Source organism: Pseudomonadaceae bacterium SI-3 (assembly GCA_004010935.1).
In the GTDB taxonomy this organism is placed as follows: domain Bacteria; phylum Pseudomonadota; class Gammaproteobacteria; order Pseudomonadales; family Pseudomonadaceae; genus Stutzerimonas.
The window spans coordinates 2706797-2731003 of the sequence record CP026511.1 but is presented as its reverse complement, the minus strand read 5'-3'; the positions used below and the strand labels follow the sequence as shown (position 1 = coordinate 2731003).

At 61.1% G+C, this 24207-nt stretch carries 19 protein-coding genes and 1 pseudogene; 7 read left to right on the top strand and 13 right to left on the bottom strand.

The window, feature by feature from the left end; translation table 11 throughout:
• Nucleotides 1–23: 23 nt before the first annotated feature.
• A complete protein-coding gene (locus C1896_12725) occupies nt 24–428 on the bottom strand; it encodes a GFA family protein (GenBank protein ID AZZ45677.1) in 405 nt (134 codons plus the stop codon).
• Nucleotides 429–746: 318 nt separating this feature from the next.
• On the opposite strand from C1896_12725, the gene C1896_12720 reads away from it, so the two are divergent.
• Entirely contained in the window at nt 747–1619 is an 873-nt protein-coding gene (locus tag C1896_12720; GenBank protein ID AZZ47661.1) for an EamA family transporter, read from the top strand.
• Here C1896_12720 and C1896_12715 read toward each other — a convergent pair.
• Together C1896_12715 and C1896_12710 are read right to left on the bottom strand one after the other, a co-directional pair.
• Nucleotides 1605–2429, bottom strand: coding sequence for an alpha/beta hydrolase (locus C1896_12715; GenBank protein ID AZZ45676.1), 825 nt, complete (start codon nt 2427–2429; stop codon nt 1605–1607). The two genes, C1896_12720 and C1896_12715, sit on opposite strands and share 15 nt — an antisense overlap.
• A gap of 175 nt (nt 2430–2604) precedes the next feature.
• Nucleotides 2605–4239: an AMP-binding protein gene (locus tag C1896_12710; GenBank protein AZZ45675.1), complete on the bottom strand. Its 1635-nt coding sequence runs from the start codon at nt 4237–4239 to the stop codon at nt 2605–2607.
• An 857-nt stretch (nt 4240–5096) separates the two neighbouring features.
• Between C1896_12710 and C1896_12705 the strand changes: the two genes are divergently transcribed.
• From C1896_12705 to C1896_12695, 3 genes and pseudogenes are all read left to right on the top strand, one after another.
• A complete protein-coding gene (locus C1896_12705) occupies nt 5097–6299 on the top strand; it encodes a histidine kinase (GenBank protein ID AZZ45674.1) in 1203 nt (400 codons plus the stop codon).
• 403 nt (nt 6300–6702) lie between these two features.
• The gene (locus C1896_12700) at nt 6703–8118 is read left to right on the top strand and encodes a sensor domain-containing diguanylate cyclase (protein AZZ47660.1); all 1416 of its coding nucleotides are present in this window, start codon (nt 6703–6705) and stop codon (nt 8116–8118) included.
• Nucleotides 8112–8529: pseudogene (locus tag C1896_12695) on the top strand (TonB-dependent receptor). The gene C1896_12700 and the pseudogene C1896_12695 overlap by 7 nt, the downstream one beginning before the upstream one ends.
• Nucleotides 8530–8603: 74 nt before the next feature.
• On the opposite strand, the gene C1896_12690 reads toward C1896_12695, so the two are convergent.
• Nucleotides 8604–8798 (bottom strand): hypothetical protein, encoded by a 195-nt coding sequence (locus C1896_12690; GenBank protein ID AZZ45673.1) that lies wholly within the window; start codon nt 8796–8798, stop codon nt 8604–8606.
• A gap of 111 nt (nt 8799–8909) precedes the next feature.
• On the bottom strand, nt 8910–9683 hold the full coding sequence (locus tag C1896_12685) for an IclR family transcriptional regulator (protein ID AZZ45672.1): 774 nt from the start codon (nt 9681–9683) through the stop codon (nt 8910–8912).
• A gap of 116 nt (nt 9684–9799) precedes the next feature.
• Between C1896_12685 and C1896_12680 the strand changes: the two genes are divergently transcribed.
• Both C1896_12680 and fahA read left to right on the top strand, forming a co-directional pair.
• Nucleotides 9800–11104 carry a homogentisate 1,2-dioxygenase gene (locus C1896_12680; protein AZZ45671.1) on the top strand — a complete coding sequence of 435 codons (1305 nt, stop codon included), beginning with the start codon at nt 9800–9802 and terminating at the stop codon, nt 11102–11104.
• Nucleotide 11105: 1 nt separating this feature from the next.
• Entirely contained in the window at nt 11106–12407 is a 1302-nt protein-coding gene (gene fahA, locus C1896_12675; protein AZZ45670.1) for a fumarylacetoacetase, read from the top strand.
• A 71-nt stretch (nt 12408–12478) separates the two neighbouring features.
• On the opposite strand, the gene C1896_12670 is transcribed toward fahA, so the two are convergent.
• The 4 genes from C1896_12670 to C1896_12655 form a co-directional block, all read right to left on the bottom strand.
• The gene (locus C1896_12670; protein ID AZZ47659.1) at nt 12479–13477 is read right to left on the bottom strand and encodes a hypothetical protein; all 999 of its coding nucleotides are present in this window, start codon (nt 13475–13477) and stop codon (nt 12479–12481) included.
• A 72-nt stretch (nt 13478–13549) separates the two neighbouring features.
• On the bottom strand, nt 13550–13798 hold the full coding sequence (locus tag C1896_12665) for an acyl carrier protein (GenBank protein ID AZZ45669.1): 249 nt from the start codon (nt 13796–13798) through the stop codon (nt 13550–13552).
• Nucleotides 13795–15714: a methoxymalonyl-ACP biosynthesis protein gene (locus C1896_12660; protein AZZ45668.1), complete on the bottom strand. Its 1920-nt coding sequence runs from the start codon at nt 15712–15714 to the stop codon at nt 13795–13797. The genes C1896_12665 and C1896_12660 overlap by 4 nt, the downstream gene beginning before the upstream one ends.
• A gap of 30 nt (nt 15715–15744) precedes the next feature.
• Nucleotides 15745–17283: an MBOAT family protein gene (locus C1896_12655; GenBank protein AZZ45667.1), complete on the bottom strand. Its 1539-nt coding sequence runs from the start codon at nt 17281–17283 to the stop codon at nt 15745–15747.
• A 550-nt stretch (nt 17284–17833) separates the two neighbouring features.
• Between C1896_12655 and C1896_12650 the strand changes: the two genes are divergently transcribed.
• Nucleotides 17834–19516, top strand: a complete 1683-nt coding sequence (locus C1896_12650; protein ID AZZ45666.1) for a chemotaxis protein — start codon at nt 17834–17836, stop codon at nt 19514–19516.
• A 428-nt stretch (nt 19517–19944) separates the two neighbouring features.
• On the opposite strand, the gene C1896_12645 is transcribed toward C1896_12650, so the two are convergent.
• The 4 genes from C1896_12645 to C1896_12630 all read right to left on the bottom strand — a co-directional run bounded on the left by C1896_12645 (nt 19945) and on the right by C1896_12630 (nt 24170).
• The gene (locus tag C1896_12645; GenBank protein AZZ45665.1) at nt 19945–21285 is read right to left on the bottom strand and encodes a short-chain fatty acid transporter; all 1341 of its coding nucleotides are present in this window, start codon (nt 21283–21285) and stop codon (nt 19945–19947) included.
• A gap of 132 nt (nt 21286–21417) precedes the next feature.
• On the bottom strand, nt 21418–22599 hold the full coding sequence (locus C1896_12640; GenBank protein ID AZZ45664.1) for an acetyl-CoA C-acyltransferase: 1182 nt from the start codon (nt 22597–22599) through the stop codon (nt 21418–21420).
• A gap of 191 nt (nt 22600–22790) precedes the next feature.
• Nucleotides 22791–23447 (bottom strand): CoA transferase subunit B, encoded by a 657-nt coding sequence (locus C1896_12635; GenBank protein AZZ45663.1) that lies wholly within the window; start codon nt 23445–23447, stop codon nt 22791–22793.
• A gap of 24 nt (nt 23448–23471) precedes the next feature.
• Complete coding sequence (locus tag C1896_12630) at nt 23472–24170, bottom strand: CoA transferase subunit A (protein AZZ45662.1); 699 nt, start codon at nt 24168–24170, stop codon at nt 23472–23474.
• Between the last annotated feature and the right edge of the window lie 37 nt (nt 24171–24207).

The window sequence follows — 24207 nt, the reverse complement described above, 5'->3', positions numbered from 1 at the left end:
ATCCGGATGGCCGAAGGGTCTCTTTAGGTCTGCAACTCGGGGGGCGGGTCGTCAGCGTTGGTATCACGGTCCCGTTCGTGCCGCGTGAGCGGAAACAACGGCAACCAGGCCTCGCGACGAACCGTCCAACTTTCGTAACTGGGCATCAGTTGATCAGGAGCGTCGAGGGAACCCAGATGCACTTCGATTTCGTCTGCTGTGCGTGCGAAAACGGACGAGCCACAGCGGGGGCAGAAATGTCGCCCGGCATAGTCCTGCGCTTCGCCGGTGATCGTCACGGCATCCTGCGCAAACACCGCGGCGGCGTAGAAGAGGGCACCGTGATGCTTTCGGCAGTCGAGGCAATGGCATAGGCCAACGCGCTTCGGGCGGCCCGTCGCCACAAACCGCAGGTTGCCGCACAGGCAACCACCGGTGAATCGCTCCATCTGGCTTCCTCTGGTCAATGGTCGGATCGAACCTGTCCCGACAGTCATAGCTGAAAAACAGATGACCGGCGTACTAAAGGTCGCTTCATTGGCTGCGACCGTGTTTGCCCGTACGGATGCAGGTCTCCGTCGGCTGCCGCAGGCAGACGACCTGCTTCTGCTGGTTGCCAAAAGCCGTACTGATCAAGCGACCTCGGTGCATAACCGGACGGTCTGGCTGCGTTGGGCATTCGAACGGCCTTGGCTTGCGAGCATCGAACAGAGGACAGGGTTAATCGAAGTGACAGGGCAGTCGCCACTCCGGAAGAGGCTATGGCAATGGCGCGTAAGGGCACGGCGCTTGTGGCGATGGCGGCGCTTTGCTGGGGAATATCGGGCGGGATCGCCGGTGTTCTCTTGAACGATGGCTGGGATGCGTTCGTCGTTTCGTTCTTTCGAGGCGCCATCGGGTTGTTGTTTGTTCTCCTCTGGCTAGCGTTGCGACCAGGTGCCAGCGGACTGGCAAACCGCAAACTCTGGTTCTGGTCGGTGATCGCAGGGCTCGGTGTAGCCGGCAACTTCGCTTTCTATTTCCTAAGCATCAGGCAAAGCAGCGTAGCCGTTGCAGCGACGCTGATGTATTGCGCGCCAGTGTTCGTTTACCTGGTGTCATTCGTTCTCAAACTGGAACGATCGACTCCACTGAAGTGGGTCGCGATCGGGATGGTGATGCTTGGCATCGTGCTGCTGACAGGCGTCTACGAGAATGGCGCGGGTGGCGTCACGTTGATCGGCGCGGGCGCCGGACTGCTTGCAGGGCTGTCCTACGCGGTATTCATTTTCGGCTTCAAATATGCGGCGCCGCACGGCACCCCACAGGCGATTCTTGTCATCGCTTTCGCCGCGCTTGTTACGGTATTTATCTGGCTTGTCGAGGCCAACCAGGTGATGGCTGTTTTCCGTTCGCCGAGCTGGCCGCTGTTCATGCTACTGGGCGTGCTTGGCGCGGGGTTGTCCTTCACGCTGTATATCATCGGCCTGCACCATACCGCGCCATCTGTCGCCTCGGTGGTGGCAATGGTTGAGCCGGTGAGTGCGACGCTGTTCGGCGTCGCAGTTTTGAACGAAAGCCTGGCGGGCCTGCAGATTGTCGGCATGGGGCTGATCCTGATCACGGCTACCGCGCTGGCCTTCTATTCAAGCGCGCGATAAACCGCCCACTCCCAGCAGCCCTACTTCCCCCTGCTCTTGGAGAAAGCGGGCAACCGTCTCGATTACTGCCTCAGGCCGCTCACGATGAGGAACGTGCTGACAGCCGTCGAGCGGAAGCTTCTGCACGCTGCCGCTCCCCAGCGCAGCGACACGGTGAAGATGATCCAGCGAACCGTATTCGTCTTCCCGGCCATGAATGGCCAGTAACGGGCAGGCGAAGCCCGGGGCGCTTTCTTCGATTGTCCAGTTGGCATAACTGTCCGAAAGCCAGGTGTCGATCCACGCCCAGAGAATCCACTCGGCCTTTGCGCCGTGGTATTTCCGTAGGCGGTCGACCTGGCCCGGTTCGGCAAATGCTGCCTGAGTGGCGCGGATGCCTTGCAAGGTTCGATCTTCGACAAAGGCAAGGGCGGCGATGGTGATTAGCGCGTGACAATTGTCAGGGTGATGGGCGGCTAGGCTGGCGGCCATGATGCCGCCTACGCTGTGGCCGAGCGCGATGAAATGCTCGATATCCAGCGCGTGCCGCACTGGCGGAAAGTACCGCTCGGCTTCGTCGCGAATGAAGCTGTTCGACCAGCCACCCGGATGCGCTGCGGAGCGACCAAAGCCGAGCCGGTCGTAGGCAATGACGTCGCGCTCGGTGGCCACAGCAAGGCGCTCGGGAAAGTCGCGCCACAGCTCGACGCAGCCGAGGGAATCGTGCATCAGGACGATGGGCGTTCTACGCGAATGACGGGTGCGCCAGCGCCGCGTGAATACGTCGCCGTGCTCGGTGGGCAGCATGCGGTCTTCGGTCGAAACGGTCATGAGAATCCTAATATCGCCGGCTCAGGTTGGTATCCCTCGGCGCGAGTGTGGGCAGCCGTCATGCCGGCTGCCAAAAAGAAGCGGCCACCTGGGCCGCCGAAGGCTTACGCCACGCTGATAGCATTTACTGGCGGGGCCTGACGCCGCCGGGTTGTAAGGTGCCGACCGTCTGGGTTCAGCTCGCCGCTGCTGTTGTGGTTTGCTGCGCTGTCTTTTCCCGGTCGCGCAGCAGGAATCGCTGAATTTTTCCGCTCGGGGTCTTCGGAAGTTCGCTGACGAACTCGATTTCGCGCGGGTAGGCGTGGGCGGAAAGGCGCTGACGCACGTGTTGTTGCAGCTCGTCGGCCAATGCTGGATCGGCATTGTGGCTCGCATGCAGCACAACGAAGGCCTTCACCAATTCGGTGCGCTCTGGATCGGGCTTGCCGATCACCGCCGCTTCGATCACGGCCGGGTGTTCCACCAGGGCGCTTTCCACGTCGAAAGGGCCGACCCGGTAGCCGGATGTGGTGATCACGTCATCGGCGCGGCCAACGAAGCTGATGCTGCCGTCGTCATTGAGCTCGACGGTGTCGCCGCTCAGGTAGTAATGCCCGACGAAGGCTTTGGTGCGGGTGCCCGCATAACCGTTGAACCACAGCAGGGGAGACTGGTTGCGGTCCAGCGCGAGCATTCCTGGTTTGCCGGGCTCCAGCTCGCGTTGTTGATCATCGATCACCACGACGCGGTGCCCGGGCATCGCGTAGCCCGCCGTGCCGATGCGTACGGTATGGCTCAGCGCATGGTGGTTGCACAGGACCATGCCGAGTTCGGTCTGTCCGTAATGGTCGTGGATCGTGCAGCCAAGGCCGCTGCTGAACCAGCGGATCACTTCGGGGGTGAGCGGCTCGCCTGCGCTGCTCACGGCGCGCAGGCGACCCTTGATCTTGCCCTCGACCTCGTCCTTGGCCGCCAACAGCAGGCGAAACGCGGTGGGTGAGCCTGCCATGTTGGTGATCTTGTATTCATTGACGACGCGACAAGTGCTGTCGACGGTGAAGCCGCCTTCATAAAACAAAGTGGAATGGCCCATGGCGAGCGGCCCGGTGACGGCGTAATACAGGCCGTACGCCCAACCCGGATCAGCGATGTTCCAGAAATTGTCCTCGGGTCGCAGGTCGACCGCATCGCGCATGTAGGTGACGAACGCGACAATGGCCTTGAGCGGCACATGCAGCTGCTTTGCCGGTCCGGTGGTGCCGGAGGTGAACATGGCGAGAAAGGGTGCGTCACCCGCCAGCAGCACCGGCTCGAATTCGCTCGATTGCTGGTTGACCTGGGTCCAGAAGTCGTCGGCGCCATCGCCTACGACCAGGCGGCGCGGGGCGCTTTCAATGGCGTCCAGCTTCTCGCTGTTGGCGGCATCGGTGACGACCAGCTTGGCGCCGGATTCCTTGACTCGATGCTCGACCGCTTTTGGGCCGAAGGCGGTAAACAGCGGCTGATAGATAGCGCCAGCGCGCCATGTGCCAACAATGGTGACGAGCAATTCGGGGGTGCGCGGCAACAGACCGGCTACGGTATCGCCCGGCTTGATGCCATAACTGTCCAACAGATTGGCGAAGCGCGCCGAGGCTTCCTTGAGCTGTGCGAAGGTCCAGGTGGCTCGCTGGCCGTCGCGGCCTTCCCAGATAAGTGCGACCTTGTCCGAATCGGCGTGACGGTCACAACACTCGACGCAGGCATTCATGGCGGAGAGATCACCGCTGAGGATGGCCGAGACCGTCTGCTGAAAGTCGAATTCGCTGGCCGCAGTGGCATGATCGCGCATGGCTGGCTCCTGGATCTTGTTGTTATTGGGTTGTCCGGATATTGGCGCTGCGTGGTGCCCGCAACAATGGCAAATGCCACCAAGGTGGATGAGCGGTTTGGACAAACTCTGCGGCACGACCTGTGGCTGGCACCAATCACCCGCAACTGCATCGAATCTTGGAACCACGTATGGTTAACGGGAGGTGTTCCATGAGTATCGATCCGCTTGACAGACCCCACAATCAACAACCGGTGCCGGGACAGGACCAGAACCCCAGCCATTCTCCTGAGCCTGATTTCATTACCGATAATCCAGATGTCCAACCCGGTTCTGGACATGACAAGGGCACCCAGCCCTCAGACCCGCCGAAAAGCACGCCCGATATCGACCCGAACGAGCCGGGGTTAGGTAACCCGTTGCCCTGACGCTATAAAAGGTTCATTGCGCCTGGCCGAGGGAGAGCAGCCGTGATCGTGAGGTCGCGTTCCGGGGCTGGGAGCCGTTTGCTCGCACGTATCGCTATCCTGGGCCGGGCTGCTCTTCCTGGCGCTGGATGAGTGTCCTGGTCGGTTAGGGCGCTCCTAGACGTTTCCGTTATTGCGGCGCTGCGCCTTGCGGTCGCGTCGCGCTGTTCGTTACGCGCCCTCGGCGAAGAGTGTTGGTCTATCGCCCGCGGCTCCTTAAAGCCGGCTATCTAGATCGGTGTTGCGCGCCGTCAATGACATTCTGATGCATGGCTTTATGCTGGCTTCGTAGGTGGCGGCGTTGCGACGCTGAGCGTATGTCTTGAGCAGTATTGCCAAAGCTGCGCCCGCCAACGGCCGCTCGGCTCGCGCTTCTGTGTGCCAACGGGTCATTGATAACGGAGCGGTAGCGTGAGCGTCTCAGCGAGCATGTCCTATGTATTGATTGCCTATAACGAGCCCTGGCGCGCTGACGAGCTTGCCCGCCTGGTCGTAGCACTTCGTCCAGGAATCCGGACTGTTCAGGTTAATGATGGCCAGTCGGCACTCAGGGTCTGTCGAAAGCAACCGCCGAGCTTCTTGATGGCTGACGGTGAGCTGGCGCAATTGGATGCTCGAAACCTACTGCACGAGCTGCGCAATCACCAAGCGACGCGGCTGTTGCCCGCCATAGTCATCAGCGACCGGGTGGACGGCGTCAGTGTGCGTGCCGTGCGTCCGTTGGCACCGAAAGCCTATTTGAAAAAGCCTTACAGCCTGGCCGACTTGCGAGTTCGCCTGAACTCGCTGTTGCCCGGTCCCCGCATAGTAAGCACACAGACCGCTAGCGCAACCGGGACGCTAAGCGGCTTTCTAGACCGAATGCGCTCCAACAACGCCGGTGCGCCGGTTTTGGAGTCGGTGCAGGTTGCGGTCGCGGCCTGCATGCAGACGGAAGACTGGGACCTCGCGATGCTGGAATCGAAGCTATCGTCAGATCCTCAGATTACGGCGCGCCTGGTGTCCATTGCCAACAGTGCTGGGCAGCACAACGGCGCTGTGTGCAAGACACTTGGCCAGGCTTTGCCGCGCCTTGGTGTGAAGCGAGCACTGAATCTAACCTTGCAGCTAGCGGTTCAGAACAATGCCACCTTGTCGGATCCCCGCTTAAAGCATCAGGCAGCTTCCAGCGCCGAGTATGCCCAGCGCGCCGCCGATCTTGCTCATTGGCTTGCAAGCAGACTCAAGCTCGACACGGAGCTCTCCTACACGGCCGGGCTGCTGCACAACATCGGCGAGCTTGCTCTGCTTAGAAGCTTGCAGGAGTGGCTGGATAGCGGTGGTGAGCTGACGGAGGACGAAATTCACTGCGCATTGCGCGAACGCTCCGCCAGCTTTGGATCAGCCCTTCGAGCGCAATGGAGATTACCGTTGGGGTTACGCCAGCTTATCGCCGCGTTCTATTCCCTGGGCGCGGAGGTTTTCACCCGTGAAGCGCTGGTGCTCAACGTGACCGGATCATTGCTGCGCTTACCACCTTCCAGCCCCATTGACGATTTGCTCCAAGACCGAGCAGTTCGACTGCTTCGACTCGATGAGGCGATTCTTGAGCGAGCGCCGCGCGAACGAGCCTGAGGACTAAAGTCTGATCCATCGCCACTACCAGTCCAGAGCGTGTGCAGCTCGACACGTGGGGAATGAGCCTGGAACAAGGCAGCAGCATTCGGGCCAACGTGAGGCCAGACGTGTCTGGATGCCTAGGCCCACGAATCCGTCTGTTTTTCGTTCCGCTAGCCATGCGGCACCATCTTTTTGGAAATTATTTTTGACGGTTTGATTAAGGGTGATAGCATTTTGACTCTACGGCTCTATAGCGCTGTCATTCGATAGCCCTACAGGTATTTCGCTGTCTTGGTGGACGCGTACTTGCCCAACTGTATAGACGCCGCTCTGGAGATTGAAATTGGTCCGACGTCGCTCTACCGAGGCTCAGGCCGGGCTCGTAGTTATCGCTGCGCTGTTGGCGACGCTGGTCCCTATGTGGGCCATTCTTAACGCTTGGCTAAAACATGAAAGTGAGCTGGTAGAACAAGCCGCGCGCAATGACGCGATGAATCTGGCGATAGCGTTCGAAGAGCATGTACGCAGTGTCGTCCGTTACGCCGACGCCTTGATACAGGACGTGCGTGAGGAGCTGGTAAAGGACCCTGACGCGTTTCAGATGATAGCCAAAACAAAACTTCCACGGTACGAGACTCTGGTCGGCCAGCTCGCACTGATAGATGCAGATGGATGGTTGGTTGGCTCGTCTCTGGACTCGCTGGCCAGAAAAGTCGACCTGAGCGATCGCGAACATTTTCGCGTGCACCGAGACAACCTTGGGCAAGACCAGCTGTTTGTGAGTAAACCGATACTCGGCCGCGTCTCGGAAATCTGGTCCATACAGTTAACCAGACCGGTTATTAAGGACGGAGAGTTTTCCGGGGTGGTCGTTCTTTCGATCCCGGTTGCGTTCTTCACCGATTTCTACAAACAGATCAACATCGGGAGCCATGGGCTAATCGCTCTGGTCGGTCTGGACCGGGTGCCACGCGCAGCGGCCTCTTCGATCAACCTTGATGCGCGCCTGGACGGAATGGTGGTGCCTGGGGATCGTCCCTATTTCGATAGCACGAAACCCGACAATGGCTTTTATCGAGGACCGAGCGCCATCGATCAGCTTGATCGCCTGACCGCGTATCGACGTCTGAAGGAAGCCGGCCTGGTCGTCATCGTTCAGCTTTCACCCGCCGAATACTTGGCAGCGTTTCGGGAACGAAGCCAATTCCTGATTTCCTGTGCTGCTGCAATCTCGATCTTACTGCTCGCTTTCGCTTCATTTCTCTACTTCGCTACGCAGCGGCACCTAAAAAGCACGGCGGCGCTAAAGCGTGCACATGACTCGCTGCGAGAAATCATCAGCATTGATCTGCTGACAGGGGCTCGGAGCCGGCGTGATTTTCTTGAGACTTTGGAAAGCGAACTAGGCCGTTCGCTGCGCCACGACGCACCGCTCAGCCTGGTGTTGCTTGACATCGACTTCTTCAAACAGGTGAACGATACGTACGGGCATCCGATTGGCGACGTCGTATTGAAAGAGTTGTCGTCGCTCTGCAGCGCCGTGCTCCGCACGCATGACGTATTCGGCAGACTTGGAGGAGAGGAGTTTGGCTTGATTCTCCCTCATACAGACGCAGAAGGCGCCGTGCTCGTTGCTGAAAAGCTGCGGGTGGCGGTTGAGAATGCCGTTATTCCTACTGACCGCGGCCCGGTGCGAATCACGGTAAGCGTAGGGGTTGCGTCCGCCATACCAGCAGTGGATGACTCCAGTAGCTTGATTGTCCGGGCTGACGATGCGCTATACACCGCCAAGCAAACTGGTCGAAACAGAGTTTGCTTCGCGTCTTCGGGCTGAGCTACCACCACAACGATGTCGAGCTGGACGGTGAGGAGCTCAATGTCTACGAGCACAGCGGGTTGGGCACGACCCTGGGCGACACCGGGATCGGTTTTGCCGAATATCGTGCAACTGACAGACTGAGCTACGGCTGGCAGGGCCGCTTCGTCACGGCTGTCGATTCGCTGCGGACCGGTGTGGGCACCCTCGACAAACCCGGTTACGGCGTGCACGACCTTTATGCCCAGTGGTCGGCGTTAAGCGATGACCGACTCGTAATCAACCTGGACGCTGAAGAACCTGTTCGACAAGCAGTACCTGGATCACACCAGCAACGAAGATTCCGAAAGCATTCCCGGCTATGAAGGCATTCACGGCAGTTACGAGCCTGGCCGCGAATTGCGACTGGGCGTTGCGCTGCGTATCTGAGGATGGTTTCGGCGGACGTTAGCCAAGGGAAGGCAGGGTGCTGGTACTGCTACATGCAACCCTGCCTGATGCGATCAGCCAGCTCGGCTGTGGAGTTGAAGGTCGGTGGCGACGTCGGGTAGTTGATGGGGCGCTGATAGGCGCGACTCGAGGAGCTGAACGAAAGCTCGGGCCTCGGACTCGCTGCGAAACGTGACCTTGTTTCGGTCCAAGCGAACCTCCCAGCTGCTGCCTTCGAATGACGTAAGCGGTCGGATTTGAATATCCATGATGCCTCCGGGTCTGGAAAAGACAGACGAACGCTAGACCTTTGCCGGCCACCGGTCAATTTGCGCCATTGACGCAGGAGCATTCGCTGCTGCCGTTCCTCCTGTTTGCCGTTAGGCACCCATCCGCGCGCTGATCTTGCGCGCGACTGCCAGCAGTCGCTTCGCCGCCGCGCCATCCGCTTCGGCCATGAAGCCGGGCTCGCCACCGACGATGGTGATCACGCCTGCCAACCGCTGGTCGCCACTGAACAGCGGCGCGGAGAGTGCGTTGACGCCAGCCATCAACAGGCCGTGGACGGGCTGGATGTGGGTGCGTTGCAGTTCGCTCATGGCGGCGAGCAGAGCTGCAGGGGTGGGCGCCGAGGGAAGCTTCAGTTCCTCTTCGCGCAATTGCGCGGTCTCGGCGTTGGGCATGAAGGCGTTGAACACTAGCCCGGTCGATGAGCCCAGCAAAGGCAGCACAGAGCCCACCTGCGTCACCAGCGTCACGGCGCGCACGGCTTGCTCCACGTGCACGACGGCGGGACCGCGGTTGCCCCAAACCGCAAGGAAGCAGGTTTCGTTGAGTTCATCACGCAGTTGCGCCAGATGCGGCGTTGCCAGTTTGACCACGTCCAGTCGGCCCAACGCGGCCAGCCCCACGAACAGCGCAGCGCGGCCCAGCCCGTAATGGTTCGTCAACGGATCCTGCTCGGCGAAGCCGCTGGCCATCAGGGCCTGCAAGTAGCGGTGGACCTTGCTGGCAGGCATCCCGACATGTTCGGCCAGGCGCGATAGGGAGGTCGCCGGGGCCAGTTCGGCCAGAGCAGTGAGAATGTCAGTACCTACCTCTGCGGCCTGTACCTTCTGCCGCCGTGGCGCTGTGTCCGCGTTGCTGTCTGCCATGAATTCAAATGCCTGTTCGTGCGGGCTCACTTATCGAGGCGCTGTTTATAGCTTGACGCCCTGGTGAGTTCAAATTACTTTTTGCGTAAACGCATTACGCGAAATGAGAGAAGGCTATGCAACCACAACAACAAATGGGCGAAACCTCTCGATACCTGTCCGGCTTCGGCAACGAGTTCAGCAGCGAGGCCCTGCTGGGTGCATTGCCGGTCGGGCAGAATTCGCCGCAAAAGGTGCCCTACGGCCTATATACCGAATTGCTCTCCGGCACCGCTTTTACGGTGGCGCGCAGCGAAGCACGGCGAACCTGGCTGTACCGTATTCGACCATCGGCCCATCACGGCCCTTATCAGCGTCTGGAGCGGCAACTCAGCGCAGAGCTGGGTCCCGTCACGCCCAATCGACTGCGTTGGAATCCGCAACCCTTTCCCGAGACCGCGACTGATTTCCTCGACGGCCTGACGTGCGTCGTGGCCAATGCTGAACCCAACCAGCCTGCGGGGGCGAGCATCTACCGGTACGCGGCGAATCAGTCGATGGAGCGGGTGTTCTTCAATGCCGATGGCGAGCTGTTGATCGTGCCGCAGCAGGGCGTGCTGAAGCTGGTCACGGAGTTGGGCGTGCTTGAGGTCGCGCCGCTGGAGATTGCAGTGATTCCGCGTGGTATGCGGTTTAGGGTCGAGCTGCTGGATTCGACGGCGCGCGGCTATGTCTGCGAGAACCATGGCTGTGCGCTGCGCCTGCCCGATCTGGGGCCGATCGGCAGTAATGGTCTGGCTAACCCGCGCGATTTCCTGACGCCGGTGGCGCATTACGAGGAGCGTGACGAGCCGGTACAGCTGGTGCAGAAGTTTCTCGGTGAACTCTGGGTAACCGAACTGGATCACTCCCCACTGGACGTGGTCGCCTGGCATGGCAACAACGTGCCGTACAAATACGACCTGCGCCGTTTCAACACCATCGGCACCGTCAGTTTCGATCATCCCGATCCGTCGATCTTCACTGTGCTCACGTCACCCAGTGCCATTCATGGCATGGCTAATATCGACTTCGTGATCTTTCCGCCGCGCTGGATGGTGGCGGAGAACACATTCCGCCCGCCATGGTTCCACCGCAACCTGATGAACGAGTTCATGGGACTGATCGATGGCGCCTACGACGCCAAGGCCGATGGCTTCTCGCCGGGCGGTGCCTCGTTGCACAACTGCATGAGTGCCCACGGCCCGGATCATGTGTCGACTGAACAGGCGATCAAGGCCGAACTCAAACCGCACAAGATCGAGAACACCATGGCCTTTATGTTCGAGACCGGCCAGGTGCTCCGTGCCACCCGTCAGGCGTTGGAAAGCCCGCAGCTGCAGAGCGATTACGACAGCTGCTGGGCCGGCCTGACCAAGACATTCGATAAAAACGGGAAATGACATGACCGCACAACAAGAGCAACGCAGCTGGGTCGAGTCGGCCAAGGGCCATTCGGATTTCCCCCTCGCCAATCTGCCCTTGGGCGTATTCAGCCGTGACGGCGACCAGCCACGCGGTGGCGTCGCCATTGGTAATTACATTCTCGACTTACGCGCCGCCTGCGAAGCCAGCTTGTTCGACGGCCAGGCCCTAGAAGCGGCGAAAGCGGCCAGCGACAGCAGCCTCAACACCTTCTTTGCGCTCGGTGCGCCTGCACGCAAGGCGCTGCGAGGTGCACTGCTGGATCTGCTCGGCGAGGGTAGCGCGCAGCGTGAAAGTCTTCAGGGCATGGGCGAGACGTTATTGCAGCCCATGGACCGTTGCCAGATGCATCTACCGGCCAAAGTGGGCGACTACACCGACTTCTATGTCGGCATCCATCACGCCAACAACGTCGGCAAGCTGTTCCGGCCGGACAATCCCTTGCTGCCCAACTACAAGTACGTGCCCATCGGTTATCACGGGCGTGCCTCGACGGTTGACGTGTCCGGCGTAACCGTCAAGCGGCCCAACGGCCAGACCCTGCCACCGGGCGCCAGCGAGCCGAGCTTTGGCCCGAGCAAGCGGCTCGACCATGAGCTTGAACTGGGCATCTGGATCGGTGCAGGCAATGCCCGTGGCGAATCGATCCCGATCGGTGAAGCCAGCAGTCACGTCGCCGGGTTCTGCCTGCTCAATGACTGGTCGGCGCGTGATCTTCAGGCTTGGGAATATCAGCCGCTTGGCCCGTTCCTCTCGAAGAGCTTCGCCACTAGCGTGTCGCCATGGGTGGTAACGCCGGAAGCACTCGAGCCGTTCCGTTGTGCACAACCGGCGCGGCCCGAAGGCGATCCGCAGCCGCTGCCGTACCTGTTTGATGAGCAGGACCAGCAGCAGGGCGCGCTGGATATCGAACTCGAAGTGCTGCTGCTGACCGAGGCCATGCGCGACAAGGGCCAGCCTGCACAGCGCATCGCACTGAGCAGCACGACGAACATGTACTGGACCGTGGCGCAGATGGTCGCGCACCACAGCGTCAACGGCTGCAGCCTGCAACCCGGCGATCTGTTCGGCTCCGGAACCTTGTCCGGTAGCAGCCCTGAAAGCCTCGGCAGCCTGTTGGAGATCACCCAGGGCGGCAAACAGCCATTGGAACTGCCCAGCGGCGAAACTCGCACCTTTCTGGAAGATGGTGACGAAATCATCCTCAAGGCACGTTGCCGTCAGGATGGACAGGCGTCCATCGGCTTTGGCGAATGTCGCGGTCGCGTGATGCCTGCTTAACGTAAATGTGTTTAGCAAAAAGCCCGGGCATGTGCAGACAGCCAGGGCTTTTTGATTTCGACGGCAGCCAGTCAGGGCAGCTTCGCGGTTTCCAGCGTCGAGGATGGGGCAGGCGCGATTGCGGCGTCGCGCATCTGCTCGGCCAGGGCTGCGGTGAATCCCTGGACGACTGACCAGCGCAGGTGTACCGCGTCGACAAAGGAGGACACCGGCGTATTCCAGTCTTTGTCGGCATTCCAGTAGGTGCCACCGGTGGCGTTTAGGGTTTCCATGATTTGCTTGTCGAAGTCGGCCAGGAACGTACCGTCTGGATCGTACTTTTCCTTCCACTGCGGGTGCAGCGGTGTGGAGACGACCATCAGCTCTCGGCCTTCCTGCGCCAGGCGCGCGCTCATCTTGCCCAGTGCCGCGAAGCAGCTGGCATCCAACGGCTCGGGTCGGCCATACAGCAGCTCACGGGTATTGCTGGTCACCAGCGGGCCATCACCGAACCGATTGAATACGAGCGGGTCCCACTCGATTTCTCCGGCGCGCTGAGCCTTGACCGTCAACGCGTTGCGCGCCAACGACTTCGGCGAGAAATAACGCATGTAGTGGCCCCAAGGTGAGGCGTTTTCATAAACGTAAGGGTCGACGTGCTCACGGTTGAGCACCGCTGTAGGTACACGCCAGCAACCGGCGAAATCCTGTGGGTCGGCAATCATCACCACACTGCGAATGCTGGGTTGGCGGTCTAGCAACCAATGCCCTACGTAGGTCGACTGGTTGGCGAACAATCCACAAAAGGCGCCGTTCATGGGGCGCACCCCGGGCAATGCCTCGGTCAGCACATGGCCGTCCACGTGGCGCCAGGCCACGGAAGACCCGATGATCAGCAGATTAGGCGACTGGATCGGGTTGTCGCGCAAGAAGCTGAGTTTTTCATCGACACAGGAAATATTGGAGAACGCCGGGGGTGGCAGGTTGCCGGTCCGGTTCAGCGCGAACAGCGTTAGGCAAAATATCGCCAGTGCGCCGAACAGCCCGGCAAACAACGACAGCAGATACCGCGAACGTACCCGGCCCGGCACGCTGGCCGCGCTGGTTGCTCCCTGTTCGGCATCGCTCCCGTCCCTGGGCACATCTGCTGTCTGGATCATGAATTATTTCCCCTCCAGCTTAGCGCTGATGACTTGGGCGAAATGGCCGACGTTGCGCAGCGACTCGAGCTCCGCCGTCCGAAACTTGATGCCGAAGCGTTGTTCGGCGGCGACCGTGAGCATCACGTGGGTCTGGCTGTCCCAGCCCTCGATGTCGTTGGCGGTCATTTCTGGCGACAGCACAATGCTGTCGTCATCGAACACATCATGGAAAACCGGGGTGAGTTGCTTGAGTACTTCTGCTTCGGTCATGCCGATACCTCGATGTAATGGTTGGGCGTGCGAGGGGAGGTGAATTCGTACCGCCAGAAGGTGGCGTCGCGGGTGCTGTCAGCGGGAGCGGGATGCTGGACGAAGCCCAGACGGGGGAAATGCTCCGCGACCATGCCGTTACGTTCGGTTGGCCGGTACTCACCGATCAGTGCGCGATAGCCGGCAGCGGTGGCGGCGTTAGTCAGCACATCGAGCACCGCGTCTTCGACCTGGCGACCCAGTACACGGCAGCTCATCAGCCAGCTGTCGATCAGCAGCGTGTCGCTAGCGACAGCTGCATCCGGGCGCGCCAGGACGACGCTGATCAGGCCGTTATCACCGAACTTGTCGGCCAGGCGGATTGCCAGTGCCACCGCCGCCGGGTCGCTGGCGATGCGCTCGACTTCCGCCTCGCTATAGCGGCGCGTGGTGAGGTTGAACTGGTTGGTCTTGTTGATCAGCTGCGTGCTGCGGGCCAGCTCGGCGGCGCCGATCGGGGTGGCGGTCAGCACCATCTCCAGGCCGCGCAAATAACCTTCCATGTCGGTGGCCTGGCTCATCGCGGCTTTGCGCTCAGCGTTCAAGGCATAGTTGCGCCCGCGTGTGGCGTCGTCCGAGGTGAAGGAGACGGCCTCGAAGTACCCGGCGGCGGCCACGCGTGCCGGGTAGTCGGCCACGTCATCCGGCAGTTCCGGCACCGCGACTTCCGGCAGCTCGCGACGCACGATGTCGCGCTCGGCGGGGTTGTCGTCGACGAACACCAGGCTGTCGAGCCCAATGTCGAGCATCGAGGCGATGCGCCGCAGGTTGCCAGCCTTGTCTTCCCAGTTGGCGACGAAGGCCGCGATGTCGCCGCGCTTGAGCGCCATCTCGGGATGATTGAACGCCGCTTCGGCCACGCTCAGATCATTCTTGCTGCACACCGCGAGGATGATGCCGCGGCGCGCCAGCTGTGCTGCGTAGCGCTGGAAGGCGAGGAAGGCTTCGCCGCTGGGCGAACCCTGGCCGAGATGGATGCCGTCTACACCATCGTCACCGACCACGCCGCCCCACAGGGTGTTGTCCAGGTCCAGCACCAGGCATTTGCGCGACAGACCGATGCTGGCGGCCGCGATGCGAGCCAGTTGGTCGCCATACAGCGGCGCCAGGTTCGGACTGACCAATTGCTTGGCCTGATGCCAGCGCACCGGTTCGGCCAGGCCGTCGCCATAACTGCCACGGGCGGCTTCCCAGGCAAGGTCCATCAGTAATACGCCGTCTTCTCGGGCTGCAGCACGGATGGCCGCATTGAGGCGATCGATGAGTGCGTAGGGTGAGGCCGGAACCAGCGCTTCGAATGAACCAAAAATCGGAGGGTCGGCGGGCACGATGGTTTGCTGGACGACCTGGGCGGCATAGCGCTCGCGTGCCCGGCGCCACAGCAGGCGCAACTCGTCGACCCGTTCGGCGACCGCGGCGTCGACGTCTGCCTGCGAGGCTTCGAGCGGCAACTGCAGGGGCGCGTCTCGCGCATCCAGCGCCAGGACGATCAGTTGCGGGGCAAAGTTGGCGAGCTCGGCGTCGTCCATCAGCAGCGCCTGACGGTACATGCCATAGGGCGCGACGTGCACCGAGAGCGCCAGGCGACGCTGCAGCCCCGCGACACGAATCGCTGGCACCAGATGATCCACGGTATGCGATGACAGCAGGGCGATGCGCAACGGTCGCAGCCCGCTGCTGGTCGTTTCGCCGTTCGCGAGCGCGCGCAAGCCTTCGCTTGCGAGCCGGTCCAGCCGGGTGGTGAGCGTGAAATCGCGGCGGTAGCCGGCCAGCTTCGCGGCCAGATCCAGACGCGTGAAGGGGTCGGCTTCGCGTTTGGCCTCGCCGATAGCGCTGCCAAGATCAGGGTGTTGCGCTAACCAGAGAAGCTGATCCATTAGCGTGTCACTCCTTACTTGTAGACGGTTTCAGAACTGGAAATAGAGGAATTCGGTAGGGGCCACGGAAAACGCCACGGCCAGGGCGAAGAAGCCCAGCACGCCCACGGCCAAGCCGATGACCGGCGTCGGGCTCCATACCGCGATCGGGAACCAGCGCAGCAGCCAGTTCTCGCGCGGTTGGGCGTCCAGGGCAGTGCGGAAGCCGGCCATCCATTGCTGCACGTTGGGCATGAACCAGACAAAGGCGAGCAGCACGGCGACGGTGAGGTAGTCGGACTTATCGAACTTGGTGCTCAGTTCGCTCAAGCCAGCCATGCCTGACAGCATCGCCATCGCCGCGGTCACGCTGTTGGCCCGGAAAAACACCATGGCCACGACGACGCAGAAGAAAGTCAACAGGACTGCGCCGGTGTGATGCCAGAGCTTGTCGCTGTCCAGCGGCAAACCACGGCGCGCCTTGTAGGCGCGGAAGCCGTGGACGACGACCAGATAGAAGCCGTGCAACAGACCGAACACCACGAACTGCCAGCCCGCACCGTGCCAGACGCCCGAGATGAACATGGTCAGCACGGTGGGGTAGGCGATCAGTACGACAAAGGTCCCAAGGCTCATCTTGCCTCGCCGTGGCAACGGCTTACCGGCGGCCATCCGTGCGCGGGTGATGCGCATCACGATGGGGTTATAGATGTAGGCCGTGAGGAAGCGCGTCAGCGTCATGTGCCAGCGCGACCAATAGTCGATGACGTTATGCGCCTTGAACGGGCTGTTGAAATTGACCGGCAGGCGAAGGCCGAACATCAATCCCAGGCCGATCGCCATGTCGCTGTAGCCCGAAAAGTCGAAGTAGATCTGCAACGTATAGCTGAGCGCGCCGTACCAGGCGTCGTATAGCGAAGGCACCGTTCCATCGGCGGCAATCGCGAAGATTGGCGAGGCGTTTTCCCCCAGCGGGTCGGCGAGGATCACCTTCTTGAACAGGCCGAGCACGAAGACAGTCAGGCCCAGCGAGATATTGTCGAGCCGCGGGCGGAAGGTGCTGCTGTCGTTGAACTGCTTGAGCATTTCGCCGTGATGGGTGATGGGACCAGCGATCAGCTGCGGGAAGAAACTGATGAAGAGGCAGTAATTGACGAAATCATGCTCGGCGACCTCACCGTCGTGCGCGTCGACCAGATAGGCGATCTGCTGGAACGTGAAGAACGAGATCGCCAGCGGCAGGATGATGTCGCCCACGGACCATCCGAGGTCGAAGGCGCTGTCGAGCGTGCCGAAGAGAAAGCCGGTGTACTTGTAGTAGCCCAGCAACGCGACATTGGCCGCCACACCGAGAACCAGCAGGCTCCGCGAGGGCCGCCGCATCAGGTAACCACCTATCAGGTAGTTGACCACCATGCTGCCCACCAGCAGCGGCACGTAAGCGGGGTTCCACCAGCCATAGAACACCAGTGATGCTAGCGTCAGCCAGATCGCGGCGTAACGTTGTCTGCCGGAGCCTGCGAGGAGAATGAAGCCCAGAAGCACCACCGGAAGGAACCCGGCGATGAACACCATCGAATTGAAGAGCATCGTTCTTTTTCCCTATCCCTGAACAATTAACAACCGTCCCTTAGAACGGTGAACGTCGACCCACTCCATATCGAACAAGAGCCGTTGGCGTACTACTGGAAGTCACTCGCGCCAGCTTCAACGCAGCTCTGTTGCGAACAGTTGCAACTACACAAAACCAGTGCATGGTCTGTTAACTGCGACACAGAGTTGTTAGAAGAAGTTGCGCCGTTTATCTGTTCGGATAACCAATCCGGACGGGCGGAAAAGCCTGTGAAATCAAGCGAAACGGCTGTTCTAGAGCACTTGCGGGATATTGGGGAAGCGGGTGGTAATTAGAGGCGTCAGGTTGCCGCACGCACAACAATCGCGCACCGATGGAGGGCGCTCGGTTTCGGCTGTCCGCGGCTCATGAAAAAAATCACGGCTATGAAGGAAAGCGTTGGCGAAGGCTATTTTCCGAAAAGTGCGCTGTTCGTCGCTTGATCGACCAGAGACGATTTTTCGGCGTCAAGTTCCCGCCTGGTCAGCCGATGACTCATCAGTACTCACACATCTTGGATGCCACTCCATGCGTCTCACCTTGAAAATTAAAGTCCTGCTTCTCGCACTGGTGCCCGTCACGCTGTTCGCGTTGGTTCTCAGCGGTGCGGCTGCCCAGATCCTTCATTCCCTGGCTGAAGAAGAGATCGAGACCGTCCGCGAGCGGATGATCGACGACGCTCGGACACGACTCGAGGATTACATGCGGATTGGTGTGAGCAGCGTGTCTCACCTCTACGAGCCGGCCGCGCAAGGGGATCTGGCCAGTCGTGCCGAGGCCATCGCCATCCTCCGGAAGATCAAGTTCGGCAAGGACGGTTACTTCTTCGGCCATGATTCCAATGTGGTTCGGCTGTTCCGCGGCGAGAGTCCGGTGGATGTAGGCTCCAACCTGAGCGACCGTCGCGACTCCAACGGCGTCTACATCAACCGTGAGTTGGTGGCCGTAGCGAAAAACAACACCTACTTCGTGAATTACTCATCGCCGTTGCCCGGTAACGACAAGGTATCGGTGCCGAAACTTGCCTACAGCTACTACCTGCCCAAGTGGGACCTGGCGCTGGGTACGGCGATCAACCTGGACAACATTGAATCGGCCTTGAGCGAGGTGAGGACGGAAATCGATGGCCGGGTCAACTCGATCCTTACCAGCATCCTGGTCATCGCTGGCGTGATGCTGGCAGCGCTGTGTATCGCTGGCGTGGTGATCAGCAACTCCATCGTCAAGCCGATCCAGGTCATTCGCGCCCAGCTTGATGACATCGCGGCTGGTGATGGTGACCTGACTCACCGCCTGCCGGAAGATCGCAGTGACGAACTTGGCCAGCTGGCCGGCTCGTTCAACCGCTTTGTCGGCAAGATCCACACCATGGTCAGCCAGGTCGCGGATTTGACCGGCCAACTGACCGGCATGGTCGCCGAGGTCGCTTCCCAGGCACAGCGCTCCGAGAAGGCCATGGAGACCCAGCGCCAGGAAACCGATCAGGTCGCCACGGCAATCAACGAGATGTCGGCCGCGGCGCAGGAAGTCGCCCATAGCGCCCAAGGCGCCGCTGAAGCTGCACAAAAAACCGATCAGGAAGGCCAACAGGCGAAAGCCGTGGTGGATTCCAGCATTCGCCAGATCCACTCGCTGGTTGAAGAGATCCGCAGCAGCGGCACTTCACTGGATGCGCTGCAGCAGGACGTGCATGCCATCGTGGGTGTGCTCGACGTGATCCGTTCGATCGCCGAGCAAACCAACCTGTTGGCGCTCAACGCTGCCATCGAGGCGGCGCGTGCCGGTGAGGCGGGGCGCGGCTTTGCGGTCGTAGCCGACGAGGTTCGTGCGCTGGCTAGCCGCACCCAACAGAGCACCCAGGAAATCCAGGGCATGATCGATCGCCTGCAGACCGGCGCCAAACAGGCCGTCGCCGCCATGGGTCGCTCCAGCGAAGCGGGTGATGCCAGCAGTGCCCAGGCCAACCAGGCAGGCGCTTCGTTGGATGCCATCGCTCACCTCATCGCCACCATCAACGGCATGAACGCGCAAATCGCCAGCGCGGCGGAAGAGCAGACCGCAGTGGCTGAAGAGATCAACCGCAGCGTCCATCAAATCGCCACAGCCGTTGAGAACGTTGCTGAAGAAACTCAGCAGGGCGCGCAGACCGCACGCAACCTGGCCAATGTGGGTGAACGTCTGGGTGGGTTGGTGCGCCAGTTCCGCATCTGACGCGGCCTGATCTCGCCAGATCAAATTGGACTCAAGGAAAACCCCGCATTTGCGGGGTTTTCCGTTAGCGCAGGCCAGCCCTCAAAGTGCCGGCCTTAGCCTATCAGCCGAAGACAATTCGGCAGCCCTTCAATAGCGCTACAGCCCCTGGCCCACCCATCCCCATGCTCACGTAGGGTGGATCACGCTTCACCGATCCACCGGATGGCGAAACACCAGGTGACGACCACCGGGTGACGATCCACCTAGCGATGTCACGGTGGATGTAAAAAGCGACATCCACCCTACCGAGCTGAAGAGAACGTTCCCATCTGCGCAGTCTCCTTGCTCACGTAGGGTGGATCACGCTTCACCGATCCACCGGGTGGCGATCCACCGAGCGGTCACGGTGGTTGTAAAAAGCGACATCCACCCTACCGGACTTCGCATCAGCCGAAGAAATACAGACAGCCTGAAATGACGATGCCCGAGTACACCAGCATCAGCAGGCAATAGCCCATGATGTCGCGTGCACCGAGCCCGACGATGCCGAGAATGGGCAGCGCCCAGAATGGCTGGATCATGTTGGTCCAGGCATCGCCCCAGGCAATCGCCATGGCCGTGACGGCGGGCGTCACACCCAGCGCCTGGCCGGCTGGCAGCATGATTGGCCCTTGCACCGCCCACTGACCGCCACCCGACGGTACGAACACGTTGACCAGACCGGCGCTGAGGAAAGCCAAGACTGGGAAGGTATCGGCCGATGACCAGGCGATGAAGGTGTCGGTGATCTGCCGACCCAGCGACAGCCCTTCGGCATTGGCGCCAATCATCATCCCCATGATCCCGGCGTAGAACGGGAACTGGATAACGATGCCGCTGATGCCGCCGATGCCGTCTTGCACCGCGCGCATGTAGCGCTCCGGCGAGCCGTGCAGTGCCAGACCGATGAACAGAAACAGGCCGATGACAATATTCAGCGTCAGGGCAAAGCCGTTCTCGGCGAAGTAGTAGCCGAAATAGACCACAGCCAGCGCAATGATGATCAGGTTGAGGATGCGGCTGTCGTCCATGCGCTGCGCAAGGGTGTTGCGCGGCAGGGCCTCATGGGCGGGATCGAGCAGTTTCGCCGGGTCCGCGACCTTCGGGTCTTTGGGATGCATGGCCCAGTTAAGGATCGGCAAACCGATCACCAGCAGCGCGATGATCGTCAGGTTCATGGCGGTGAACAGGGTGTCACCGACGCCGATGGCGGTCGTCACGACACCGCCAGACATGCGCTCCAGATCCGCGCCGCCGGTGGCCAGCGAAAGCGGGATTGAACCGGACAGGCCGCCGTGCCAGATCAGAAAGCCCGAATAAGCTGCGGCGACCAGCAGCGGGTAATCGACGCCTTTTACTTCACGGGCCAGCGCGCGGGCGAACACCGCGCCAATCACCAGACCGAAACCCCAGTTGATCCAGGAGCCGGCCAAGGCCACCAGCGTGACCAGCACCACGGCGCGGCCCGGTGTGCGTGCGGTCCGTGCCAGGCCTGCAAGCAGGCGATGGATGGCGGGCGCGCTGGCCAGGGCGTGGCCGGTCACCAAAATCAGCGCCATTTGCATGGCGAAGGTGAGCAGGTTCCAGAAGCCGGTGCCCCAGTGTTTCGCCATTGAAGGCAGGCCCTGGCCGGTGACGAGCATGCTTGCGGCAAGCACGATGAGGCTGAGGAGAATCGCAAAAACGAAGGGCGAGGGTAGGTATCGCTGAATGAGCTTGACGCTCAAGGCGGTAACGGTACTGAGCATGGTTGTTGATCCTGTGTTGTTGTTCTTTTTTATAGGCGGCGCACGTGCGTGGCGTGCGCCGATTTATTGCTAGGGTTTGGTGAGCCTGCACGGCGTGGTGTCGGTCCTCCTCTATAAGCCGGCGTTGTCCGTTTAGTGACGTTCGAGGGCCAGCGCGACGCCCTGACCGCCACCGATGCAGAGCGTGGCAAGGCCCTTCTTCGCGTCGCGGCGGATCATTTCGTGTAGGAGCGTGACCAGTACGCGGCAGCCCGATGCGCCGATGGGATGGCCCAGGGCTATGGCCCCGCCGTTGACGTTGACCTTGCTCGCATCCCAGCCCAGCTCCTGACCAACCGACAACGCCTGCGCGGCGAACGCCTCATTGGCCTCGATCAGGTCCAGCTGGTCCAGCGACCAACCCGCCTTGTCCAAACAGCGGCGGGTGGCCGAAACCGGCGCGATGCCCATGATCGCCGGGTCGACGCCAGCATTGGCGTAGGCCTTGATCGTGGCTAGCACCGGCAAACCGAGGGCTTTGGCCTTGTCCGCGCTCATCAGTAGCACCGCTGCGGCGCCATCGTTGAGGCTGGAGGCATTGCCGGCGGTAACCGAGCCATCCTTCTTGAACGCCGGCTTGAGTTTGGCCAGCGACTCGGCGGTCGTGCCGGCACGTGGCTGCTCATCGGTGTCGAAGCGCAGGGGGTCGCCTTTGCGCTGCGGAATCTCGATGGGCGTGATCTCGTCCTTGAAACGCCCGGCCTCGATGGCTGCGACAGCCTTCTGCTGCGATGACGCGGCGAAGGCATCCTGGGCTTCGCGGCTGATCCCGTACTTGTCGACCAGGTTCTCGGCGGTGATGCCCATGTGGAAATCATTGAAGGCATCCCAGAGGCCGTCGCTGATCATCGAGTCGACCAGCTCGGCGTGGCCCATGCGCAACCCGGTACGGGCCTTGGGCAGCACGTAGGGCGCCAGGCTCATGTTTTCCTGACCGCCGGCAATGATCACCTCGGCGTCGCCGCAGCGAATCGCCTGCGTCGCCAGGTGCAGCGCCTTGAGGCCCGAGCCGCAGACCTTGTTCAGGGTGAAGGAGGGTACTGCATGGGGCAGGCCCGCCTTGATCGACGCCTGACGGGCGGGGTTCTGTCCGGAACCGGCAGTGAGTACCTGGCCGAGAATGACTTCATCGACTTCGGCGGGATTCAGCCCGGTCTGTTCGAGTAGGCGTTTGATTACCGCTGCGCCCAGATCAGGCGCGGCGATGTTGGCCAGGCTGCCTTGAAAGGCGCCGATGGCGGTGCGGGTGGCGGCGACGATGACGACGTCTTGCATGTTCGGGCTCCAGTTTGAATTGGATGTTGTTGTGATGGCGGTGTGTCATTTTCTAAATCACGGGGCTGGTTAACGCATGCGTTGCCGAACTCGCACGCTGCCGTAGGAGCCAGCTTGCTGGCAATCACGAGCCGCTAACCCTCACAATCGCGATGGGTCTGGCTTGCGTTCCCAAAGGAATGCATGCGTATTTAGAACGTCATCTCCGGTACGTGATCCGGCACCACCAGTTCACCTGCGGTCTTGGCCACGATTTCCTCGACGCTCACACCAGGCGCGCGCTCCTTGAGGACAAAGGCACCGTTCTCGATTTCCAGGTAGGCCAGATCGGTCAGCACGCGCTTGATGCAGCCGGCGCCGGTCAGCGGCAGGGTGCACTTGGGCAGCAGCTTGGACTCGCCATCCTTGGAGGCGTGCGTCATCAGTACGATGATGTTCTCGGCGCCGGCGACCAGGTCCATGGCGCCGCCCATGCCTTTGACCAGCTTGCCGGGGATCATCCAGGACGCGATGTTGCCCTGGACGTCGACCTCGAAGGCGCCGAGCACGGTGAGGTCGATATGCCCGCCGCGGATCATCGCGAAGGATTCGGCGGAGTTGAAAATGGAGGCGCCGACGCGTGCGGTGACGGTCTGTTTGCCGGCGTTGATCATGTCGGCATCGAGTTCTTCTTCTGTGGGAAACGCGCCCATGCCGAGCAGGCCGTTCTCCGATTGCAGCATCACTTCCATGCCCTCGGGCACGTAATTGGCGACCAGGGTCGGGATGCCGATGCCGAGGTTCACGTAGAAGCCGTCCTGCAGCTCACGGGCGACGCGCTGGGCCATTTGTTCACGGGAAAGTGCCATCGTCGATTCCTCTTATTCTTTTGATTAAGTGCGGACGGTGCGCTTTTCGATGCGCTTCTCGAAGGTGCCGCAGATGATGCGGTCGACGTAGATGCCGGGCGTGTGGATCTGGGTGGGGTCGATCTCACCGGGCTCGACGATTTCCTCGACCTCGACGACCGTGACCTTGCCTGCGGCGGCAGCCAGCGGGTTGAAGTTCTGCGCGGTGTGGCGGTAGATGACGTTGCCGTAGCGGTCGGCCTTCCAGCCTTTGACGATGGCGAAGTCGCCGGTGATGGCGTGCTCGAGGATGTGCGGACGGCCGTTGAATTCACGCACGTCCTTGCCATCGGCGATGGGGGTGCCGTATCCGGTAGCGGTGTAGAAGGCGGGAATGCCGGCGCCGCCTGCGCGCATCTTTTCAGCCAGCGTGCCCTGAGGCGTCAGTTCGACCTCCAGCTCGCCATCCAGCAGCTGCTTTTCGAACAGCGCGTTTTCGCCCACGTAGGAGGCGATCATCTTGCGGATCTGCCGGTCCTCCAGCAGCACACCCAGGCCGAAGCCGTCGACGCCGCAGTTGTTGGAAACCACGGTAAGGTCGCGGGTGCCCTTGCGCTTGATCTCGGCGATCAGGTTCTCGGGAATGCCGCACAGACCGAAGCCACCGGCCAGAACGGTCATGCCGTCCTCGAGCCCGTCGAGCGCCTCGGCATAGGAATTCACGCGCTTGTCGAAACCAGCCATAAACATTTCCTTTTTGTTGTTGGGTTGTCTTTGGTGA

What these genes read in the sequence shown, in the direction of transcription:
- C1896_12725 (AZZ45677.1), bottom strand. Translation starts at nt 428, where the DNA reads ATGGAGCGATTCACCGGTGGTTGCCTGTGCGGCAACCTGCGGTTTGTG.
- C1896_12720 (AZZ47661.1), top strand. Translation starts at nt 747, where the DNA reads ATGGCGCGTAAGGGCACGGCGCTTGTGGCGATGGCGGCGCTTTGCTGG.
- C1896_12715 (AZZ45676.1), bottom strand. Translation starts at nt 2,429, where the DNA reads ATGACCGTTTCGACCGAAGACCGCATGCTGCCCACCGAGCACGGCGAC.
- C1896_12710 (AZZ45675.1), bottom strand. Translation starts at nt 4,239, where the DNA reads ATGCGCGATCATGCCACTGCGGCCAGCGAATTCGACTTTCAGCAGACG.
- C1896_12700 (AZZ47660.1), top strand. Translation starts at nt 6,703, where the DNA reads ATGTGGGCCATTCTTAACGCTTGGCTAAAACATGAAAGTGAGCTGGTA.
- C1896_12690 (AZZ45673.1), bottom strand. Translation starts at nt 8,798, where the DNA reads ATGGATATTCAAATCCGACCGCTTACGTCATTCGAAGGCAGCAGCTGG.
- C1896_12685 (AZZ45672.1), bottom strand. Translation starts at nt 9,683, where the DNA reads ATGGCAGACAGCAACGCGGACACAGCGCCACGGCGGCAGAAGGTACAG.
- C1896_12680 (AZZ45671.1), top strand. Translation starts at nt 9,800, where the DNA reads ATGCAACCACAACAACAAATGGGCGAAACCTCTCGATACCTGTCCGGC.
- fahA (AZZ45670.1), top strand. Translation starts at nt 11,106, where the DNA reads ATGACCGCACAACAAGAGCAACGCAGCTGGGTCGAGTCGGCCAAGGGC.
- C1896_12665 (AZZ45669.1), bottom strand. Translation starts at nt 13,798, where the DNA reads ATGACCGAAGCAGAAGTACTCAAGCAACTCACCCCGGTTTTCCATGAT.
- C1896_12660 (AZZ45668.1), bottom strand. Translation starts at nt 15,714, where the DNA reads ATGGATCAGCTTCTCTGGTTAGCGCAACACCCTGATCTTGGCAGCGCT.
- C1896_12655 (AZZ45667.1), bottom strand. Translation starts at nt 17,283, where the DNA reads ATGCTCTTCAATTCGATGGTGTTCATCGCCGGGTTCCTTCCGGTGGTG.
- C1896_12650 (AZZ45666.1), top strand. Translation starts at nt 17,834, where the DNA reads ATGCGTCTCACCTTGAAAATTAAAGTCCTGCTTCTCGCACTGGTGCCC.
- C1896_12645 (AZZ45665.1), bottom strand. Translation starts at nt 21,285, where the DNA reads ATGCTCAGTACCGTTACCGCCTTGAGCGTCAAGCTCATTCAGCGATAC.
- C1896_12640 (AZZ45664.1), bottom strand. Translation starts at nt 22,599, where the DNA reads ATGCAAGACGTCGTCATCGTCGCCGCCACCCGCACCGCCATCGGCGCC.
- C1896_12635 (AZZ45663.1), bottom strand. Translation starts at nt 23,447, where the DNA reads ATGGCACTTTCCCGTGAACAAATGGCCCAGCGCGTCGCCCGTGAGCTG.
- C1896_12630 (AZZ45662.1), bottom strand. Translation starts at nt 24,170, where the DNA reads ATGGCTGGTTTCGACAAGCGCGTGAATTCCTATGCCGAGGCGCTCGAC.